Here is an 18,535-nt window from a genome sequence, read left to right on the forward strand (position 1 = left end):
TTTGGAGATATATTAGCTTAGTGACAGTTTATTGCGTTCCGCTTGCAGCGAGTGTATGGTCCGCCAAGGATGTCATCTTCGGCGAAATCGTCATGCCGTCTCTCAGGTTTTGCACGCCTTCAAAAACAATGGTGTCACTAGTACTTAATCCGTCTTCAACGAGGTAGTAATGTCCAACTCGCGGCCCCGCCCGGAAAGGTGTCATGACGAGGGTACCGCTATCCTTCACTTTATACACATACGTGCGATCCTGGATTTCGAAAACCGATTTCTGGTGAACCACCAGATTCTCGCCGCGTTGCATGGGCACACTCACCTTGCCGGATGCCGCATGTTTAATCAATCCAGCCGGATTGGGAAAAAGCGCTCTTAGGGATATGGTACCCGTGCTTTCTTCAAATTCGTTTTCGGCAAATTCAGCGGTACCAGCATGGGGGTAAATGGTTCCATTGGCCAAAGTCAATGTCACTGGCATGCTAAAATCAACGGTGCGCGCACTGTCGTTAGCTACGATGCTGAGGTATTCCTGTTCGGAAATATCGAAATAAGCATATACTTGACGCAAGTCTGAGATGGAGGTCAGCAGTGCGCCTTCATCCAGCAAACTCCCTTCTTTCAGTGGAATGCGGTCAATCCGACCAGTGAAGGGTGCGCGGACGGTTGTATAAGACAGCTGTGCTTTGGCGTGCTGCAAGAGCGATTTGGCCTCTTTAATCTTCGATTCGGCCGCAGCTAACCGAGCTTCAGCCACCTCCAAATCGGTTTCCGAAACGATGTTTTTAGCGACGAGCAGCTTGGTACGGTCGACTTCGAGTGCTGTGGTTTTTCCGTCAGCGATTGCGTTTTCCAGGACAGCCTCACAGCGGGCAACCTCGGAAGCGTATTCCGTATCATTCAGCTTAAACAAAGGCTGCCCCTGAGACACCTCGCTGCCTTCATCTACATAGATTTTCTCAAGAAACCCTTTCAGTCTGCTGCGGATTTCCACATTTTTAAATGCTTGGATATTGGCCACATAATCCTGATATATGGTGGTATCCAGGCTTTCCACTTTGACAACAGGCGTCGCCGGCGCCGATTGTTGGTTCCCCTGTTGTCCGCCGTCAACAGCACATCCGGTAAGAAAGCCCGCCAACAGACTTAAAGCGATTGGCGCCTGAACTCGTATTGATTTAGTATCCATGTTTTTAATTTATTTCATCTAGTTGTTTTCCTTTACTTGCCCGATGAGCGCTCGATGTAAATAATGATTGCCGTGTGTCAGTACGATTTACATCTCGGTTTCATCAACATTGTTCTGTTTCGACGTTGAACTTGCATGAGCCGTTAACCATTCATTCGACAGTTATTCGTTTCCAGTACAAGCAGCCCAATCGCAAGCCGGGCAAAGCTTACCATGACCCCGACCCATCAGTGGCCAGTAGTTATCTCTCCCGAAAATAATAAGGTTAACTTACGCGTTGTCAGCGTTATAATGGAGGCTGGGATAGTGTTAAAACGGCTTTAGTCGAAAAAGAAATCTGTAATACCCTATTAGGTGTGATATTTTGGTGTTCAAACCTAAACGGAGCCGTTGATCGAAGATGTCAACAATGGGTGGCGGATTAAGTTCAGCGTTTCCCCTTGGGACGGGGACAGAAATCCATTTTGAAGAAGCGGGCCGGTAATCGTCGTATTGGAAATCATTATCCTGCTCGCTTTCTTCTCCGGCGCACGGGATATCCAACACATCTTCGAGGATAACCTCAACCAATGGTGTACCGTCGATTACTTGGTAAGAATTATCACCATGTATGTGCCCATCTTGATAGAAGATTGTGTTGATGTAAGCAACTATGACAAGAAAATAGACCAATCTCGCTAGCATAATCGTGCGCTAAAGTAAGCAATTTGCAATCATCATGATTGATTATCACTTTTTTGTTACTTGTGTACTGGATTTGTTAATGATTTCGTAATATTAGCTGCGTATCACTTCGCGTACCGGAAATAAACCGTAAAGTCCGGCAGCCATTTCTACCGTAAGCTAAAAAAATCGTATTTTCGCCGTCCTTATACGACACCTTGTTACTATGGACTACCATCACCGTACGATTGAGCAGAAGTGGCAACGATTCTGGGCAGATAACCACACCTTCCGTGTGACGAATACATCGGATAAACCCAAATATTATGTACTGGATATGTTCCCTTATCCGTCCGGTGCAGGATTGCATGTGGGGCATCCGCTGGGTTATATTGCGTCGGATATTTTCAGCCGATACAAACGACTGAAAGGATTCAATGTACTCCATCCGATGGGGTACGATTCGTTCGGCCTGCCGGCGGAGCAATACGCCATCCAAACCGGACAGCACCCGGCCGTCACCACTGAGGCTAACATCAAGCGTTACCGGGAGCAACTCGATAATATCGGATTCTCCTTTGATTGGGACAGGGAGGTACGGACAAGCGATCCCGCTTTCTATAAATGGACGCAATGGATATTCATGCAGCTTTTTAATGCGTGGTATAACAAAGCCAACGATAAGGCCGAACCCATTGCAACGCTTGTTGCACATTTCGAGTTGCATGGAAGCCGAGGTATACAAGCCGCGTCGGATGATGACGTCCTGTCGTTTACCGCTGCCGAATGGGCCGCGTTCAGCGAGGAGGAGCAACAACGCGAATTACTGAAATACCGGCTGGCCTACCTACGGGAGAGTACCGTCAACTGGTGCGCAGCCTTGGGTACGGTGCTGGCCAACGATGAGGTAATCAACGGCGTTTCCGAACGGGGTGGATACCCGGTAGAGCAGAAGAAAATGATGCAATGGAGCATGCGCATCACCGCCTACGCCGAGCGTCTACTTCGGGGGTTGGAGACCATCGACTGGCCGGAACCCTTGGTGGAGATGCAGCGTAACTGGATAGGTAAAAGTGTTGGTGCAAGCGTACGGTTCGGCGTGCCTATCCTCGGCGACGGCCGTTATATCGAAGTGTTTACCACGCGAGTCGACACCATTTATGGGGTGAACGCATTGGTGCTCGCCCCAGAGCACGAATTGGTGGAGGCGCTCACCACCGGATCGCAGCAGGCAGAAGTGGAAGCCTACATCGCTCAAACCAAGAAAAAATCCGAGCTCGACCGCATGGCGGATGTAAAAGCCGTATCGGGTGCCTTCACCGGTAGCCATGCCATCCATCCGCTGACGGGTAAAGAAGTTCCGATATGGATAGCGGATTATGTATTAGCCGGTTACGGAACCGGAGCTGTGATGGCTGTGCCATCGGGTGATCAGCGCGACTACCTGTTCGCTACCCATTTCGGGTTGCCCATCATCCCCATTTCGGATGCCCAGCAATTGGATGGACAGGCGGACCCCACCAAAGAAGGACGGTACATCAACTCCGATATTATCAACGGCATGACCTACCGGGAAGCCGTGGATACGCTGATTGAAAAGCTGGAATCGCTGGGGGCGGGAAAGGCTACCATCAACTACCGGATGCGCGATGCCATTTTCGGCCGCCAGCGCTACTGGGGGGAACCTGTGCCAGTATACTTCAAAGGCGGACTGCCCCAGCTTATCGACGAAGATGAGTTGCCGCTATTGCTGCCGGACGTGGATAAATACCTGCCCACGGAAACGGGAGAACCCCCGCTGGGCCGTGCCAAAGACTGGAAGTATCGCGGCACGTTTGAATATGAACTCAGCACCATGCCCGGCTGGGCAGGGTCAAGCTGGTATTGGTACCGGTATATGGATGCGCAGAACGAGGCGGTATTTGCTTCTAAAGAAGCTATCGACTACTGGCGCGATGTAGACCTCTATATCGGCGGTTCGGAGCACGCTACAGGCCACTTGCTTTACAGCCGCTTTTGGAACAAGTTTCTGAAAGATATGGGGTATGTACCCGAAGAAGAACCTTTCAAGAAACTCATCAACCAGGGCATGATCCAAGGGCGCAGCAATTTTGTATATCGCGTACTGGATGGGGAGGGCAAGGGAACCAATACCTTTGTTTCCTACGGATTGAAGGACCAATATCGCACGGTGGCGCTGCATGTTGATGTAAACATCGTAACCAACGACGTGCTCAATCTTGATAAATTCCGCCGGTTCCGGCCTGATTTTGCCGATGCCGAATTTATCCTCGAAAACGGCAAATACATCTGTGGCCATGAGGTGGAGAAGATGTCCAAGTCTAAATACAACGTGGTCAATCCCGATGACATCATCGAACAGTACGGCGCTGACACCCTGCGCATGTACGAGATGTTTCTCGGCCCGCTGGAGCAGAGCAAGCCCTGGAATACCAATGGCATTGAAGGGGTTTATAAGTTCCTCCGTAAATTCTGGAAATTATTTCACGACGCTTCGGGCAACTTTGCCGTAAGCGATGATGCGCCCACCCGGGCCGAGTTGAAGGCTTTGCACAAGATTATCAAGAAGGTAGAAGAGGATATTGAACGGTTTTCGTTCAATACATCGGTATCTTCTTTTATGATTTGCGTCAATGAGCTGACCGACCTGAAATGCAACAAACGGGCTATCCTCCAGGAACTATGCGTGGTGTTGCATCCTTACGCTCCACACATCACCGAAGAGCTGTGGACGCTGCTGGGGCATGAACCCGGTACCCTGTCGTACGCAACGTATCCGGCATTCAATCCCGAATACCTGGTGGAAAGCGAATTTTCATATCCCATTTCTGTCAATGGAAAAACACGGATGAACCTTACGTTGCCGCTTGACATGGAACAGCCGGATGTGGAGAAAGCCGTGTTGGCCAATGAAGATGTGCAACGCTACCTCGAAGGCAAGGCGGTGCGCAAGGTGATTTATGTGAAAGGCCGGATAGTGAATATCGTGGCGGGATAGCCATCAGGCATTATGGAAAAATATGGGTATTTCCAGTTGGTGTGCCATAGCTTTGACCCTATCGCCGGAAAACAGCTTGTCGAAGAAACCTTTCCGTTCACGGGATACTATCAGCAAGTCCATACCGTCGGACTGCGCTAAGCGGAACACGTGTTCAGGGAAATCTTCCTTGACGTCCATGCGGTCAGAGAACGGGGCCGTTTTATCCAGCACGCGGCTGATTGCCGTCCGGTCCTGGATGTGTTTGGCCCAATCCGCGAGGTCTCTTTCGTCTTTATTGGCGCCTTTCTCAAACAAATGGATCAATGTCACCTGCTGTGGGGCTTCTCCTATGGCGATAAAAGCTTCCAGGGCTTCAATCTCCGAGGGTTGGAAGTTGGTCAGCAACCCAACATTACGCTGCTGGAAGGTTGGCGGGGTTTCGGGTACCGCCAATACCGGTATGGGTGAATTTTTGATGATTTCAAATGTGTTGCTGCCTAAGACGGCATGCTTAAGGCCCGATGCGCCCTTGGTACCCATCACAATCAGGTTGTTCTTGGCTTCACGTGCGGTTCGGTAAACCACATCACTCATTACCCCTTGCTTGCAGTCCGTGGTAATCACTACCCCGGAAAACTCCTCCTCTAAATCGGCAGCTGCAGCGGTCATGTTGCTTTCAGCTTCATTGGCTGCTAACTCCTGCGCCTCGCGGTTTAGCTCTTCACCCCCGAAGGCCGTGGAAAACGGTGTATATAGGTGTAGTAGGTGGATTGACCAACCAAAATGCCGTGCCATCTGAGCCGCATAACGCGCGGCTGCTGCTGCATTGTCTGAAAAATCAGTGGGAACCAAAACTGCCTTGCTCATATTACATGCTATTTTCTATCTATCTAATTCGCGACTTATCTTATAACATCCCTGCATGCGACTTTGTTGGGATAAGCTATTATTTATCGGATGGTGCCCCTAATTGGATAGTCCGTTTGTTTTCAAATTGGGGGAAAACCCTGATAAATCACTTGCGCAGCTACGCTATGTTTGCATCAGTTAACCCAAGAGCATTGCGTTATGGATAGATACAACTGGTTGGCCAATCCGAGCAAACTGTCGGCCTGAAGTGGATTTCTTACGGCGTCGTTGAGGTATCCGGCCATTGCAATGGAATCATCGGCAGTTGCAGCACCGATAGGGCTGCTGGAACCGGTTTGCCGGTTACAGGCGGCAGCGAGCAAAACGGCGAGAAATAACGGTGGTATAAGCGTTAAGACATTCATCACAATGGCAGGTTCATAAACAAATGGATCTTAAAGACAGTAAGGCTGCGTTTCAAAGATACATAAGTTTTTCCAATGGTCAACCCATCGCTTTTAATTCCGTTTGCACCTCGTCAAACTGTTCCTGTATCGTTTTATCGGGTTTGCCGCTGATTTTGGAAACGATGACAATAGCCAGGAATGAAAGGATGAAGCCCGGAATCATGGAGTACCATGCTTTCAGGGGGTGGTCGATGTAGGTCCATAGCAGCACGGTAAGTCCGCCGACAGCCATGCCGGCTATGGCGCCGTTGCGGGTAGTGCCTCGCCACAGCAGGGAAAGGAGAATCAATGGCCCAAATGCAGACCCGAACCCTGCCCAGGCGTGTCCCACCAAATCCAGGATGGTGTCTTTAGGACTTAATGACAATAGTATCGCGACGATGGCGACCACCAAAACCGATAGGCGGCTGACGAGGAGCAACTCCTTTTCGGAAGCTTGCTTCCGGAAGAGCGCCTTATAAAAATCTTCGGTCATCGAACTTGAAGTCACAAGAAGCTGTGAGGATATTGTACTCATCACTGCAGCCAATATTGCTGAGAGGAGGAAGCCGCCAATCAACGGGTGGAACAACACACGCGAGAAGTAAATGAAAATCGTTTCCGGATCAGCAATCGATAGCTGCAATTGTTCCATGTATGCAATGCCGATGAGTCCGATAAGCATCGCGCCACCTACGGTAAAAATCATCCACGAAATGCCGATATGTCTTGCCGCCCGCAATTGTTTCACCTGGTCGATGGCCATGAAACGCACCAGGATATGCGGCTGGCCGAAATAGCCCAACCCCCAGGCCAATAACGAAATAATACCCACGGTGGTCGTGCCCTTGAATAGGCTTAAATAGCTGGGGTCTTTTAATCGAATGGTTTCAAACGCTACCCCGATGCCCCCTACCTCAATGATCAGTACGATAGGAATGATGACCAGCGCCAGCACCATGATTGTGCCTTGTACGAAGTCGGTCAGGCTAACTGCCAGAAAGCCGCCCAGAAACGTATAAAGGACAACAACAGCGCTTGTAATGAACAACCCCGTATGATAATCCATGTGAAAAGCCGATTCAAATAGGCGGCCACCGGATACCATACCGGCTGACGTATACAACGTGAAAAATACCAGAATGATAATGGCCGAAATCAACCGCAGTACGCTCGCTGAATCATGAAACCGGTTTTCAAAGTAATCCGGGATCGTAATCGAATTGCCTGCCTTTTCTGTGTATATCCGCAGGGCAGGCGCAACCAGTAGGTAGTTCAGGAACGCACCGATGGTGAGCCCGATGGCGATCCAGCCACTGGATATCCCGGTAGCGAACATGGCTCCAGGTAATCCCATCAGTAGCCATCCGCTCATGTCGGAAGCACCTGCGGACAGCGCCGTGACGGCCGGACCGAGCCGGCGGCCGCCCAGTAAAAATTCGTTGACATTGCTGGTCGATTTGCGGTAGGAATAGATGCCAATACCTATCATGAGCAACATGTAGGTACTTATTGCAATCAGTTGGTTGATGTCCATACGTTGTTTGTTGTTGTTTGCATAACTTGGTTTCCGCAAAAGTATCAAAATTTCTTACCTTAGCCACAGTTATTCGCTTTTAGGTATTTATTAACTGGAAAAGCCAAAATATCATCCCTATGCATAAAAAAATATACCTTGCCATCGGCGCTTTCCTCGTGTTGGGCTATTCATTGTCGGCGCAGACCAAGCGGCTGGATTTGGAACAATCCCTGGGCCTGAAACCTTCGCTCACCAAATCCATCAATCCGGTAATCGGTTGGGCGGACGCCGAACATTATATCGAATCTGATGGGCAAACCCGGCAACAATACCGGGTGCATATCAAATCCGGCGCACGAAGCCCATATACACCGCCACCCAGCAGCGATGTAGAGGTATATGTCGCGCATAATGATATTTTTATTCGCGAAGGGGCTAATGCCGCGCGGCAACTCACGCATTCGCCGGAAGATGAAGAAAAAAATCCGACGTTATCGCCGGACAATCAGTATGTGGCCTTTACCCGCAACAACGACTTGTATGCGGTACGTGTTTCAGATAGCCGGGAAATCCGCTATACCAACGACGGCACGGATGTGATTTATAACGGATGGGCATCGTGGGTATATTTTGAAGAGATTTTGGGCCGGGCTTCACGTTATAAAGCATTTTGGTGGGCGCCAGATAGCAGGACGTTGGCTTTTATGCGGTTTGATGATACGCAGGTGCCGATGTTTCCGATTTATGCTGCCGAGGGACAGCATGGATACCTTGAGCAGACCCGTTACCCGAAAGCAGGCGACCCCAATCCGGAAGTGCGGGTCGGCTTTGTTCCTGTTGACGGGGGGCGCGTCGTGTGGGCAGACTTCAACGAAAAGGACGATCAGTACTTCGGTGAACCCTATTGGAGCTTCGACAGCAGCAACTTGATGGTGCAGTGGATGAACCGCGACCAGACTAACCTGAAATTCTATCAGGTTGAACCCCTGACGGGAGCCAAACAGGAAATTTACGACGAACATCAGGACGCTTGGATAGACCTTAGTCATAGTGAGCGTATCACCTACCTGAAAGACAACAAGCATTACATCCTCAAAAGTGATAAAACCGGATGGGCACATTATTACCTTTATACCTTGGATGGCACGCTGGTCAATCCCATTACCGAGGGCAAATGGCAAGTGTCTGCTTTGGAGCTTGTCGATGAGAAAAATAAGGTGATTTATTTCACGGCACGGAAGGAACACTCGGCCAGGGTTGATCTTTACCGTGTAGACTACAACGGTAAAAACCTACAGCGGCTCACGTTCGGCGATTATACCCACAACGTAACCGTATCGCCCGACGGCAGGCATTTCATCACCACGTATTCCAATGTGGGCACGCCGCCTAAGGTCGCTTTGCTGGATAACAAAGGCAAGCTCATCAAGCAACTTGCAGACAGTAAAGCCGAAGATTTTGACACCTATCACTATGCTAAAACCGAATTGATCACTATTCCCACGCCGGATGGCTATGAGCTGCCGGCGACGATCACCTGGCCCACGGACTTTGATGAGACTAAGCCGCATCCCGTTATCTTCAGTATTTACGGCGGGCCGGATGCCGGCACGGTGCGTGACACTTGGAAGGGTACGGCCAATCAGCATTGGGCAAATGAAGGGATTATCCAGATCAGCGTAGACCATCGCGCATCCGGCCATTTTGGAAAGGAAGGTGTGGCATTGATGCACCGTAATCTCGGTCATTGGGAAATGGAAGATTACGTTGCCGCCGCCAAATGGCTCAAGAGCAAACCTTGGGTAGCTAAAGATAAATTGCTCATTACCGGCCACAGCTACGGTGGTTACATGACCTGCTTGGCATTGACCAAAGGTGCCGATTATTTCGACTTCGGTATTGCAGGGGCCCCCGTGACGAGCTGGGAACTGTACGATACCCATTATACAGAGCGGTATATGGATACCCCGCAGGATAATCCGGAAGGGTACAAAAACGGCTCGGTACTCACCTATGTAGATAACTACAAAGGTGTGCTCCGAATCCTGCATGGCGACATCGACGACAACGTGCATATGCAGAATACCATGCAATTGGTAGACGCACTGACCAACCGCGACACGCCGTTTGAATTGATGATTTATCCCGGTAGCCGGCACGGCTTTGCCCGTGAAAAGTCGGGATATGACCGTAAAGAGCGGTACCGGTTTTATTATCAGTACCTGTTGGAAAAACCGATGCCGGCAGGGTTGAAGTAGGAATCGGGTTCGAATATAGCCTACACAAAATTACCTGTCATTGAGTATTTCAGGCAATGCATGGCTATTGTAACTTTGTTCTATTCGCATCATGTTATCATAGCCGTCAATGAACAAGGGTCTGTCGATTCCGCTATTAGTTTTACTGTATTTTACTGGCTTCACGGTAGCGGTACATGCGGATGATATCAGGCCGGTCATGGTTGATTCGTCTGCCATCTATAGCCTCAATGGCCACATCGGTTATTACGAAGATACGACCTTGGAGGCCACCCCTGAAGACGTACTGGCGATTAAGCGTACAGGAGGGCTTATTCCCATCAATGGCGATGAATATGTCAGCCTGGGCTATACCGATTCGTATTACTGGCTGGTTATCGATCTGAAAAATACACTGGCGGACTACGTGGATTTATTTCTGTCGATTCCCAGTTCGAGCATAAACCTGCTGGAATTATATCAATGGAATGCGGGAAACCGTACGCTCACCTTCGTAAGCCGAACCGGCGATCGGCTGCCCTTCGCCGAGCGGCCGTGGCCCGTCTGGGAATTTCTTTTTCCGATTAGGCTCAATGGCGGCGAAGCCTCCACACTGTTATTCAAGGTCGACAAACGTGGCCAGAATTTCATTATCAAAACACAATTGGGGAGGAGGGAAGCTATTTTACAGCAAGATATTCCGATATATTCCGCCTTCAGCTTTTATGCAGGTATATTCGCATTTGCGCTGCTCTTAAATGTACTCATGTACCTGTCGGTCGGAGACCGCATCCATTTGTATTATTCGCTATATATATGTTGCTCAGTGACCTTGGTGCTTGACGAAGTGGGGTTGACCAAGGAGTGGCTGTTTCAGGACCTTGGCCGGCTTCATGATTATGTAAAAGCCATCAGTGGAACGTTGAGCTGTGCCCTGTTGATCCAGGTGATGCAACTGTTTACCAACCAGACCGCAGCAAACAGCAAACTGTATCATTTCACCAATGGCTATAAATACCTGCTTTGGGTGCTGGGAACGATGCCTTTTTTGGCGCTGCTCTTTCCCATCGACATTCGGGTAGAAAAAGCGATTTTTTATTCGGCCACGATACAGGGTATTGTTTCCATGTTGGTGATCATGGTCTGTGTCATCGATCGGATAAGAAGCGGCTTTGTACTCGGTTATTATTATTTGCTGGCGCTTTTGCCGCTGACAATCGGTGGGATTAACTACGTCTTGCAGGTAATGGGTATCGTGGGAGCACAATTGCTTAAACCCAACGGTGTTGTTGTAGGGTTCGCCGCCGAAGTGGTCATTCTTTCCTTTGCGTTTACCCTGCGTTATAACTTTCTGAAGCGGGAAAAGGCGCAATTGAAAAAAGAAAATGACCGGATCAGGCAACAAGCGGTACAACAAGTTTTTCAAGCGCAGGAGGATGAGCGCGATAGGCTGGCGAAAGATCTCCATGACGATTTGGGCGGCACGCTGTCGGTTATCCGGCTAAAGGTGACCGACTTTCAACAGAAGTTAAATGGGATGCAATTGATAGAACGTGAGGCTTACGACGAGACCGTTCGGCTCATTGCCCGGGCGTGCGACGACCTGCGTGAGATATCGCATAGCCTCAAACCCAAGTTCTTTCTGGAGAATGGGCTTATCGGGACCATCAAGGAGCGCCTTTCCATTCTCAATCGCGTCAGCGCCGTTGGTTTTGAGTTTGTTTATCAATATACGCATCGTCAGGACTACGACACCGAGCTGTCCATTTATCGCATAGTCAACGAGCTGATCAATAACATCATGAAGCATTCGTGTGCGACACAGGCGACCGTGCAGCTGGTGGAAACGGCGGATATGCTAATTATTACGGTAGAAGACAACGGTATCGGGTTCGATGACCTTTCGACGTCAGCGGGCATTGGTCTCAAAAACGTGTATTCGCGCACGCAGTACCTTGGAGGCCGTTGTCTTATCGATACAAATAAAAACGGGACAACCATTACGATAGAAATACCTTTGCAGGATGATGGAAACCAAAGCACTTGACCAGCAAAAGATCAATCTTTTGCTGGTAGATGATCACCAACTCTTTATTGATGGACTACGTTCCATCCTTGGCAACCACCCACGTTTTTCCGTGTGGCGTACCGCCCGTGATGGGCGGGAAGCACTTCAACTGCTGCAATATCACAAGCCTGATGTGGTCGTCATGGACCTGAACATGCCGAGGATCGACGGGCAACAAGCAGCGGCTAAAGCCCTGTCGATGTACCCGCAGCTAAAGATCCTTGTTGTCTCCATGTATTACACGGCTTCCTTGCAAGCTTCCTTGCGAAACATGGGAATCGGGGGCTTTATACCAAAAGATTCGGATGCCACCGTGCTCATACGTGCCATTGAAGCAATATACGAGGGCGGGCGTTATTTTGTAGAACAGCCGGACAATGCCGCCACAGACGATGAGAACAATCAGAAAAGTGTCCGGAAAAAATACAACCTTACCAAGCGGGAGGCGGAAATCATCCGGTTGGTCCGGCAAAATAAGACAACACAGGAAATAGCTGAACAGCTTTTTGTCAGTCCATTTACCATTGAAACGCACCGGAGAAATATCTGCGCCAAACTGGACATTAAAGGGAATAACGGTTTGTTTCTTTTCGCACAGCAACATGTGGATATCTAAGAACGAATGATGCCGGAAAATACACTGAAACAGGTATTGTTCCGGTGGTAGCTTTTTTCTTACTTTGTGTCGAACGATGCGGGATGGCGGCCTTTGTTATCTGTTACAGTCTGTTTTGGAAGTACACATCGCTTGTTAGGCAGATAGAAATAACATTGGTAAAACAACAATATATGAATAAAACTAAAGTCAAAGAGGCTGCGATACTGAATGTGCTCCGCGCATCGGTTGACGGGAAGCGAGTAAGTGATATTTGCAGAGAATTGATGGGAAACTTAATGCATATACAGGAGCTAGTTTAGTGGATGTACGGCTGAAACCGAAGAGGAAGGGTACTAAGAATGAACATATCCCAACATTGGAGCAGGTATGTGCGCTGCTGTCGGAATATAATAGCGCCAGCGTGAAACGCGTAAATCTATACGTGGATTGTAAGGATGTAAACCCTGAAATACTTATTGGTATCCTTAAACGTCATGACCTGGATAAAGAGGCTGTTTTTTATGGCAACGACGATTACCTGAAGAGGCTGAAAGGCGTATTGCCTCAAGCGCGTATTATACCGGCGTTGAGGCAATTGGAAGATTTGGAAAAAAAAATGGCAGATCTGGCGCCTTATGGGTTCGATGTGACATGGAAGGCATTGAATGCTAATGCGGTCAGACTGATCCAATCGAAGGATGTAAAAATACATACTGATCTGCTGTTTATAAACGATCGGAAGAGAAATTATCTTAAAGCACAGCGATGGGGCATACATGCTATTCAAACGAATAAGGCGAGAAAAGCCATAGCATCCTTTCAGAAAACCAATCGATGTTTGTAACTGGGCACAGTTAATTAACCAAGAAAGTTCGATGGAAAGAAGGTTGGTGATAAAACAATTCTTATCGTAGCCATCGTCAAGCATAACCTGTAAAGTACGCTGTCCATCTACGAAATCATGCAGACCCTCGGAATCTCGGAGTTTGATAAGACGTCGCTAAAGGATTTAATCGTTCAGGATCAAAAAATCAAAGTACCAAAGAACAAAAACTGTTAAACTTATTTGATGCAAAAGTTAACGCATCAGTACTATTTGTTTATCAATATACGCATCGTCAGGACTACGAAACCGAGCTGTCCATTTATCGCATAGTCAACGAGCGGATCAATAATATCATCAAGCATTCGTGCGCGACACAGGCAACCGTGCAGCTGGAGATGGTGCCTGACCCCGGAAAATGCATGTTAGCTGCAATCGAACAGTTGGAGTTGTCTGGCAGTGAGCCGGCTTTTCTATACTATCTGAACTATTACCCGCTCTTGCAGATGTCGGTCGGTGTGATTGTACAGCACGCCGAGAGGTTATTTGGTGGTTGGCATGGCGATATACTGGTTTTTCCAGCTGATGCTCGGTGGCTAATTTTCCAATCGCTGGAGGAAATATGGTATGCAGGTCTCCGGAGACCGTAAAAAAGATGTGTTCTTTTCTTGGAGAAGTGGTTCTTATCACTATATTTGCAGTCCGAAAAACGGGGGTTTAGCTCAGCTGGCTAGAGCGCTTGCATGGCATGCAAGAGGTCACCGGTTCGAATCCGGTATCCTCCACTTAATTATCAAGCACTTATGAATCAGTCGTAGGTGCTTTTTTAGTGCCCTGCCAGTATCCCCCAAGCAGTTGCTACAACGTTTTTTCAGCATAACATTTCCTTGTCAAGGCGAAGCGTTTGCAAAAGTTGGATTAAACGCAAATAACAAAACTTTTCGTGTGTAGCTTAATCACTACACCCAATACCGTTGTTGGCATGTCCTTTGGATATTAGTTTACTATGAAAAGAAACGAATATACATTGCCAACATTGATCGCATTGCTATTAACTGCGATACTCGTATTTGGATCGTTTGCGGGATAATCGGCTATCTGAAAGTCGACAAGGAGCTTTTCTTCAAGTCTGGTCAAGCCCTACAGATAGGAAACGGATGCACATCGGAATCACATCTGGCAGGTAGGCAGGTTTACTTAACATAGGCTAAACATTGATGTCGTATATTTGGTAGGCATAAATAAACTAAAGCGATGAAAGCAGCCCTGCGTTTCCGATATGGACCGCCCAAGAAATTGGTCGTAAAAGAAACAGACCGTCCGGAGCCAAAAAGAGATGAACTATTGATCCGGGTATACGCAACAACCGTCAACCGGACAGACTGCGCAGTGCTCACGGGAAAGCCGTTTGTCTTGCGTCTTTTTACCGGGCTCTTTCGCCCCCGTTTTCCTATTCCGGGAACTGATTTCGCTGGCGAGGTGGAAGCGGTCGGTGACGGCGTTAAGTACTTTAAGAAAGGAGACCGGGTATGGGGATTCGATGATAACGGGCTGTCTTCCCAAGCGGAATACATGACCATATCCGAAAAAAAAGCCGTATTGCTTATCCCAAACGGAATTTCATATCGACAGGCGGCCGCCAGCGCGGAAGCTGCCCATTATGCGTATCATTTTATAAAGAAGGTGTCGCTGAAGCCCGGACAACAGGTACTCCTGAACGGAGCAACGGGAGGTATCGGCTCCGCTACCCTCCAGTTCCTTCGCTATTACGGCATTGATGTCACCGCCGTTTGTGCTACAGACCACATTCCGTTGGTGAAGTCTTTAGGAGCGGTTCGGGTCATTGACTACCTCAAAGAGGATTTTACGGAAGATACGGCACGTTATGACTTGATATTTGATGCGGTCGGCAAAAGTACTTTCTTTAAATGTAAGAAACTACTGAAGGAAAACGGCGTATATCTTTCATCTGAGCTGGGGCCTTATTCGCAGAATATTTTACTGGCTTTGCTTACGCCCATCGCAGGCGGCAAGAAAGTCAAGTTTCCCGTTCCCCTCGATATCAAAGCAAGCTTGAAATTCATCGCACGGCTGACAGAAGAAGGGAAATTCAACCCGGTAATAGACCGCAGTTATCCAATTGACCACATACAGGAGGCGTATACCTATGTAGCAAGCGGACAAAAAATAGGTAACGTCCTTCTTATTCTTTCAGGCGATCAAAAGTAACTGGTTTAGCGGTGACAAAACACGTTTGGCCAATGCCGACGGCGGATGAAAAAAAGTGACAGACTTTCTGTCGCCGGACATGAAAATCAACTGAAAATTGATAAGTTTGCAGCGATGTACAGAAACGCCATCAGTTTTCTTTTTCTTGCGTTGATCTTATATAACGCTACTTCAGCGGTGTGGATCAACGGGGCGTTTCTGCTGAACCGCGATTATGTGGTCGAGAACCTGTGCGAACAGCGGCTTTCCCTGGATAATGAGTGCCAAGGACAATGCGTGTTGATGAAAAAGTTGAAGGAGAGCCAGGAAAGAGACAGCGAGCATTCGACCACTAAAATGCAGGAGCTGCAGCTGGTGTTTACCCAAAATACCTGGTTATTCAGCCTGAGCGCGGCCGTTGGCGTTCGGACTCGGATGCCCATACCCGCTGACCTGGGGCAGCGTACCGATAGCTTTACCCTTGCTATCTTCCGCCCTCCCATTTCCTAATGACACCGGCGACGCGCCTTCAGGCGCCTTTCCCGCCGGACAAAACGCTTTTATTGCTTAGTTAATGTCGGTATTGGACTGAACGTGCCAATGCCCGATCATGTATTTACAAATTATTGAATTATTGCCATTAACGTGAAAACCAAAGAACTTGTCATTGGATTATTGAGTTATTTATGTTGCGTTCCCATGTTGTTCGGACAGGTAAAGGGCCGGGTCACCGATGCCGCGACCGGAACCCCGGTCGGTAATGCAACGGTATCGGTTGCCGATTCGGTCCGTGTATTATCCGACGGAACGGGTTATTTCGGTTTTGAGTCTTCTCAGGAAATGGGAGAGTTAACCGTTACCTGCATCGGCTACGAGCCCATCGCCGTTCCATATTCCGCCGGTCAATTCCTGCAGGTGAAGGTCCGGCCGTCGGGCACCATATTGAGCGAGGTGATGGTGACCGGATACCAGACAGGCCGGAAGCTGATCGAGAATGCCGGAGGCATTTCCGTACTGAATGCCGAAGATATCGGCCGCCAATCGCAGGTAGATATCCTGCCTGCATTGAACACGATACCGGGCTTGAAAATGGAGGCCTATAATTTCGGCGACTATCGGATGTCCATCCGGGGTAGCCTGCTTCGTTCGCCGTGGAGCGTGCGGAACGTAAAGATGTACTGGAACGATATCCCCATGACCACGGCAGCCGGCGGCAACCCGATTACGCTGGTGGATGCAGCCTCACTCGGCAGTGTCGAAGTGTTGAAAGGTCCCGCTGCCAGCATGTATGGCGCCGGTACGGGCGGTGTGCTGATTTTCCGGAGTAAACGGGCTGCCGTGGGGCAACGCAGTGTGGGCACGGCGTTCACCGCCGGTTCGTACGGGCTCTACCGCGCGACGGCCTCTGCAAACATCTCGACGGATAATGGCAGCCTCGTGGCCAACTACATCAACCAGCATAGCGATGGCTACCGGCCGCAACAGGCGTTCGACCAACGGGCAATCAACGTGATGGGATATTTCACGCCGAACAGCAAACAGACCCTGGCTTTCTTTATGCTCCACAATAGGACCGGAAGCCAGATCGCCGGGGGTCTGACACGCGAACAGGTAGCCGAAAATCCGCGGCAGGCGGCATCGGAGTTCAATATCCTGCACAACACCTCGATAAACAGTACAAACACGAATGTCGGCGTGTCGCACAAGTATACATGGAGCTCCAGTTTTGAAAATATAACGTCCGTGTTTACCAACTACCAGTTTGTTGACCATCCGTTCGGAAGCGGACCTTCCTACAACGGGTACCTGCGTGAAAACACGTTCGGCTACGGGGCACGTACGCAGTTCAATTACCGGGCTCAACTGGGACGGACGATCTCAGGCCGGTTTGCCTTCGGTGCCGAGGCACAGCAATCGTTCATCAGCCCGAAGTATTACGAAAACCTCGAAGGTGGGTTGCCCGGCGAGTTATACAATGACAATGAAGTCGTCGCCCTCGGGCACATGTATTTCGTACAGGCCGAACTTGACATTGCCGAGCGATTGCTGATTACGCTTGGTGCGGGCCTGAATGCCCTTTCCTATGACGTGACCGACCTGTTCAAAACAGGGGATGCCAATGCCAGCGGCAAGCGTACATTCGATCCGGTATTTTCCCCGAGATTAGCAGCGGTATACCGTATCGGGGAACACGTTGGTGCCCACGCCAGTATCAGTTATGGGTTTGCCCAGCCCGACAATTCCGAGATTTTCAATCCCGGCGGCGTCATCAACGACATCCGCCCGGAGAAAGGCATCAACTATGAGGCCGGGATCAGGGGCACCCTTGCCAGAGGCCGGTTTGGGTTCGATATCACCGCATACAGCCTGCAGCTGACCGACGAGATCGTTTCCATGCGCGACGAAAGCTGGCAGACCTTCTACAGCAATGCCGGGAAAACCTCGCACCGCGGCGTTGAGGCAGCCTTTTACTATGATTGGCTGCTCGGCCTCAATCCGGTTATTTCCCGGATCCGTCCGTGGGCAAATTTCACCTATAATGATTTCCGGTTCGTTGAATACCTGTCCAACAGCATTGATGTGGCGGGCAATGACATTCCCGGGATATCGCCCGTGGTATTTGCCGGGGGCGTGGACGTGCGTGGCACGGCCGGTCTGTATGTCAATCTGGTTGCCTACCGCTATGGACGAATTTTCCTGAATGATACAAACGAGGACACCATGGCCGCGTATTGGCTTTTGAACGGCAAAGTAGGCTATGCGTTCCGGATATCCCGCCGGTGGCTGTTGGACGCGCATGCCGGGATCGAGAATGCAGGAAATGCCGTGTACACTTCGCTTCCCAACCTGAATGCCACGGGACCGCATCCGGCTTATTTCAATGTTTCGCCGGGAAGGACGTTCCACGGAGGTTTATCCATCAACTACAGTTTTTAATCG

At 49.4% G+C, this 18,535-nt stretch carries 14 protein-coding genes and 1 tRNA gene; 11 read left to right on the plus strand and 4 right to left on the minus strand.

Annotation, left to right across the window (positions count from 1 at the left end):
• Positions 1 to 28: 28 nt before the first annotated feature.
• Positions 29 to 1,183: an efflux RND transporter periplasmic adaptor subunit gene (locus tag JHJ32_RS13815; RefSeq protein ID WP_079717798.1), complete on the minus strand. Its 1,155-nt coding sequence runs from the start codon at positions 1,181 to 1,183 to the stop codon at positions 29 to 31.
• A gap of 492 nt (positions 1,184 to 1,675) precedes the next feature.
• Between JHJ32_RS13815 and JHJ32_RS13820 the strand changes: the two genes are divergently transcribed.
• Positions 1,676 to 1,864, plus strand: coding sequence for a hypothetical protein (locus JHJ32_RS13820; protein WP_139378722.1), 189 nt, complete (start codon positions 1,676 to 1,678; stop codon positions 1,862 to 1,864).
• Between the two features lie 208 nt (positions 1,865 to 2,072).
• The gene (leuS, locus tag JHJ32_RS13825; RefSeq protein WP_200121328.1) at positions 2,073 to 4,865 is read left to right on the plus strand and encodes a leucine--tRNA ligase; all 2,793 of its coding nucleotides are present in this window, start codon (positions 2,073 to 2,075) and stop codon (positions 4,863 to 4,865) included.
• A gap of 3 nt (positions 4,866 to 4,868) precedes the next feature.
• On the opposite strand, the gene JHJ32_RS13830 is transcribed toward leuS, so the two are convergent.
• The 3 genes from JHJ32_RS13830 to putP form a co-directional block, all read right to left on the minus strand.
• Positions 4,869 to 5,714 (minus strand): universal stress protein, encoded by an 846-nt coding sequence (locus JHJ32_RS13830; RefSeq protein WP_200121329.1) that lies wholly within the window; start codon positions 5,712 to 5,714, stop codon positions 4,869 to 4,871.
• Between the two features lie 176 nt (positions 5,715 to 5,890).
• Positions 5,891 to 6,121, minus strand: a complete 231-nt coding sequence (locus tag JHJ32_RS13835) for a hypothetical protein (RefSeq protein WP_233632657.1) — start codon at positions 6,119 to 6,121, stop codon at positions 5,891 to 5,893.
• A gap of 79 nt (positions 6,122 to 6,200) precedes the next feature.
• Positions 6,201 to 7,679 (minus strand): sodium/proline symporter PutP, encoded by a 1,479-nt coding sequence (gene putP, locus JHJ32_RS13840; protein WP_200121331.1) that lies wholly within the window; start codon positions 7,677 to 7,679, stop codon positions 6,201 to 6,203.
• Positions 7,680 to 7,798: 119 nt separating this feature from the next.
• On the opposite strand from putP, the gene JHJ32_RS13845 reads away from it, so the two are divergent.
• The 9 genes from JHJ32_RS13845 (at position 7,799) to JHJ32_RS13885 (ending at position 18,532) form a co-directional block, all read left to right on the plus strand.
• Positions 7,799 to 9,919 (plus strand): S9 family peptidase, encoded by a 2,121-nt coding sequence (locus JHJ32_RS13845; protein WP_079717803.1) that lies wholly within the window; start codon positions 7,799 to 7,801, stop codon positions 9,917 to 9,919.
• A 109-nt stretch (positions 9,920 to 10,028) separates the two neighbouring features.
• Complete coding sequence (locus JHJ32_RS13850; protein WP_200121332.1) at positions 10,029 to 11,945, plus strand: 7TM diverse intracellular signaling domain-containing protein; 1,917 nt, start codon at positions 10,029 to 10,031, stop codon at positions 11,943 to 11,945.
• Positions 11,923 to 12,582 carry a response regulator transcription factor gene (locus tag JHJ32_RS13855; RefSeq protein WP_200121333.1) on the plus strand — a complete coding sequence of 220 codons (660 nt, stop codon included), beginning with the start codon at positions 11,923 to 11,925 and terminating at the stop codon, positions 12,580 to 12,582. The genes JHJ32_RS13850 and JHJ32_RS13855 overlap by 23 nt, the downstream gene beginning before the upstream one ends.
• Before the next feature lie 403 nt (positions 12,583 to 12,985).
• The gene (locus tag JHJ32_RS13860) at positions 12,986 to 13,408 is read left to right on the plus strand and encodes a hypothetical protein (protein WP_200121334.1); all 423 of its coding nucleotides are present in this window, start codon (positions 12,986 to 12,988) and stop codon (positions 13,406 to 13,408) included.
• A gap of 401 nt (positions 13,409 to 13,809) precedes the next feature.
• Complete coding sequence (locus JHJ32_RS13865) at positions 13,810 to 14,037, plus strand: hypothetical protein (RefSeq protein WP_200121335.1); 228 nt, start codon at positions 13,810 to 13,812, stop codon at positions 14,035 to 14,037.
• A gap of 61 nt (positions 14,038 to 14,098) precedes the next feature.
• Positions 14,099 to 14,172: transfer RNA gene (locus JHJ32_RS13870), tRNA-Ala, on the plus strand.
• Between the two features lie 469 nt (positions 14,173 to 14,641).
• Positions 14,642 to 15,616, plus strand: coding sequence for an NAD(P)-dependent alcohol dehydrogenase (locus tag JHJ32_RS13875; protein WP_200121336.1), 975 nt, complete (start codon positions 14,642 to 14,644; stop codon positions 15,614 to 15,616).
• A 45-nt stretch (positions 15,617 to 15,661) separates the two neighbouring features.
• Entirely contained in the window at positions 15,662 to 16,105 is a 444-nt protein-coding gene (locus JHJ32_RS13880; RefSeq protein WP_200121337.1) for a hypothetical protein, read from the plus strand.
• A 135-nt stretch (positions 16,106 to 16,240) separates the two neighbouring features.
• Positions 16,241 to 18,532, plus strand: a complete 2,292-nt coding sequence (locus JHJ32_RS13885; RefSeq protein WP_200121338.1) for a TonB-dependent receptor domain-containing protein — start codon at positions 16,241 to 16,243, stop codon at positions 18,530 to 18,532.
• Positions 18,533 to 18,535: the final 3 nt, after the last annotated feature.

The sequence above is a fragment of the Parapedobacter sp. ISTM3 genome, assembly GCF_016533505.1.
GTDB lineage: Bacteria > Bacteroidota > Bacteroidia > Sphingobacteriales > Sphingobacteriaceae > Parapedobacter > Parapedobacter luteus.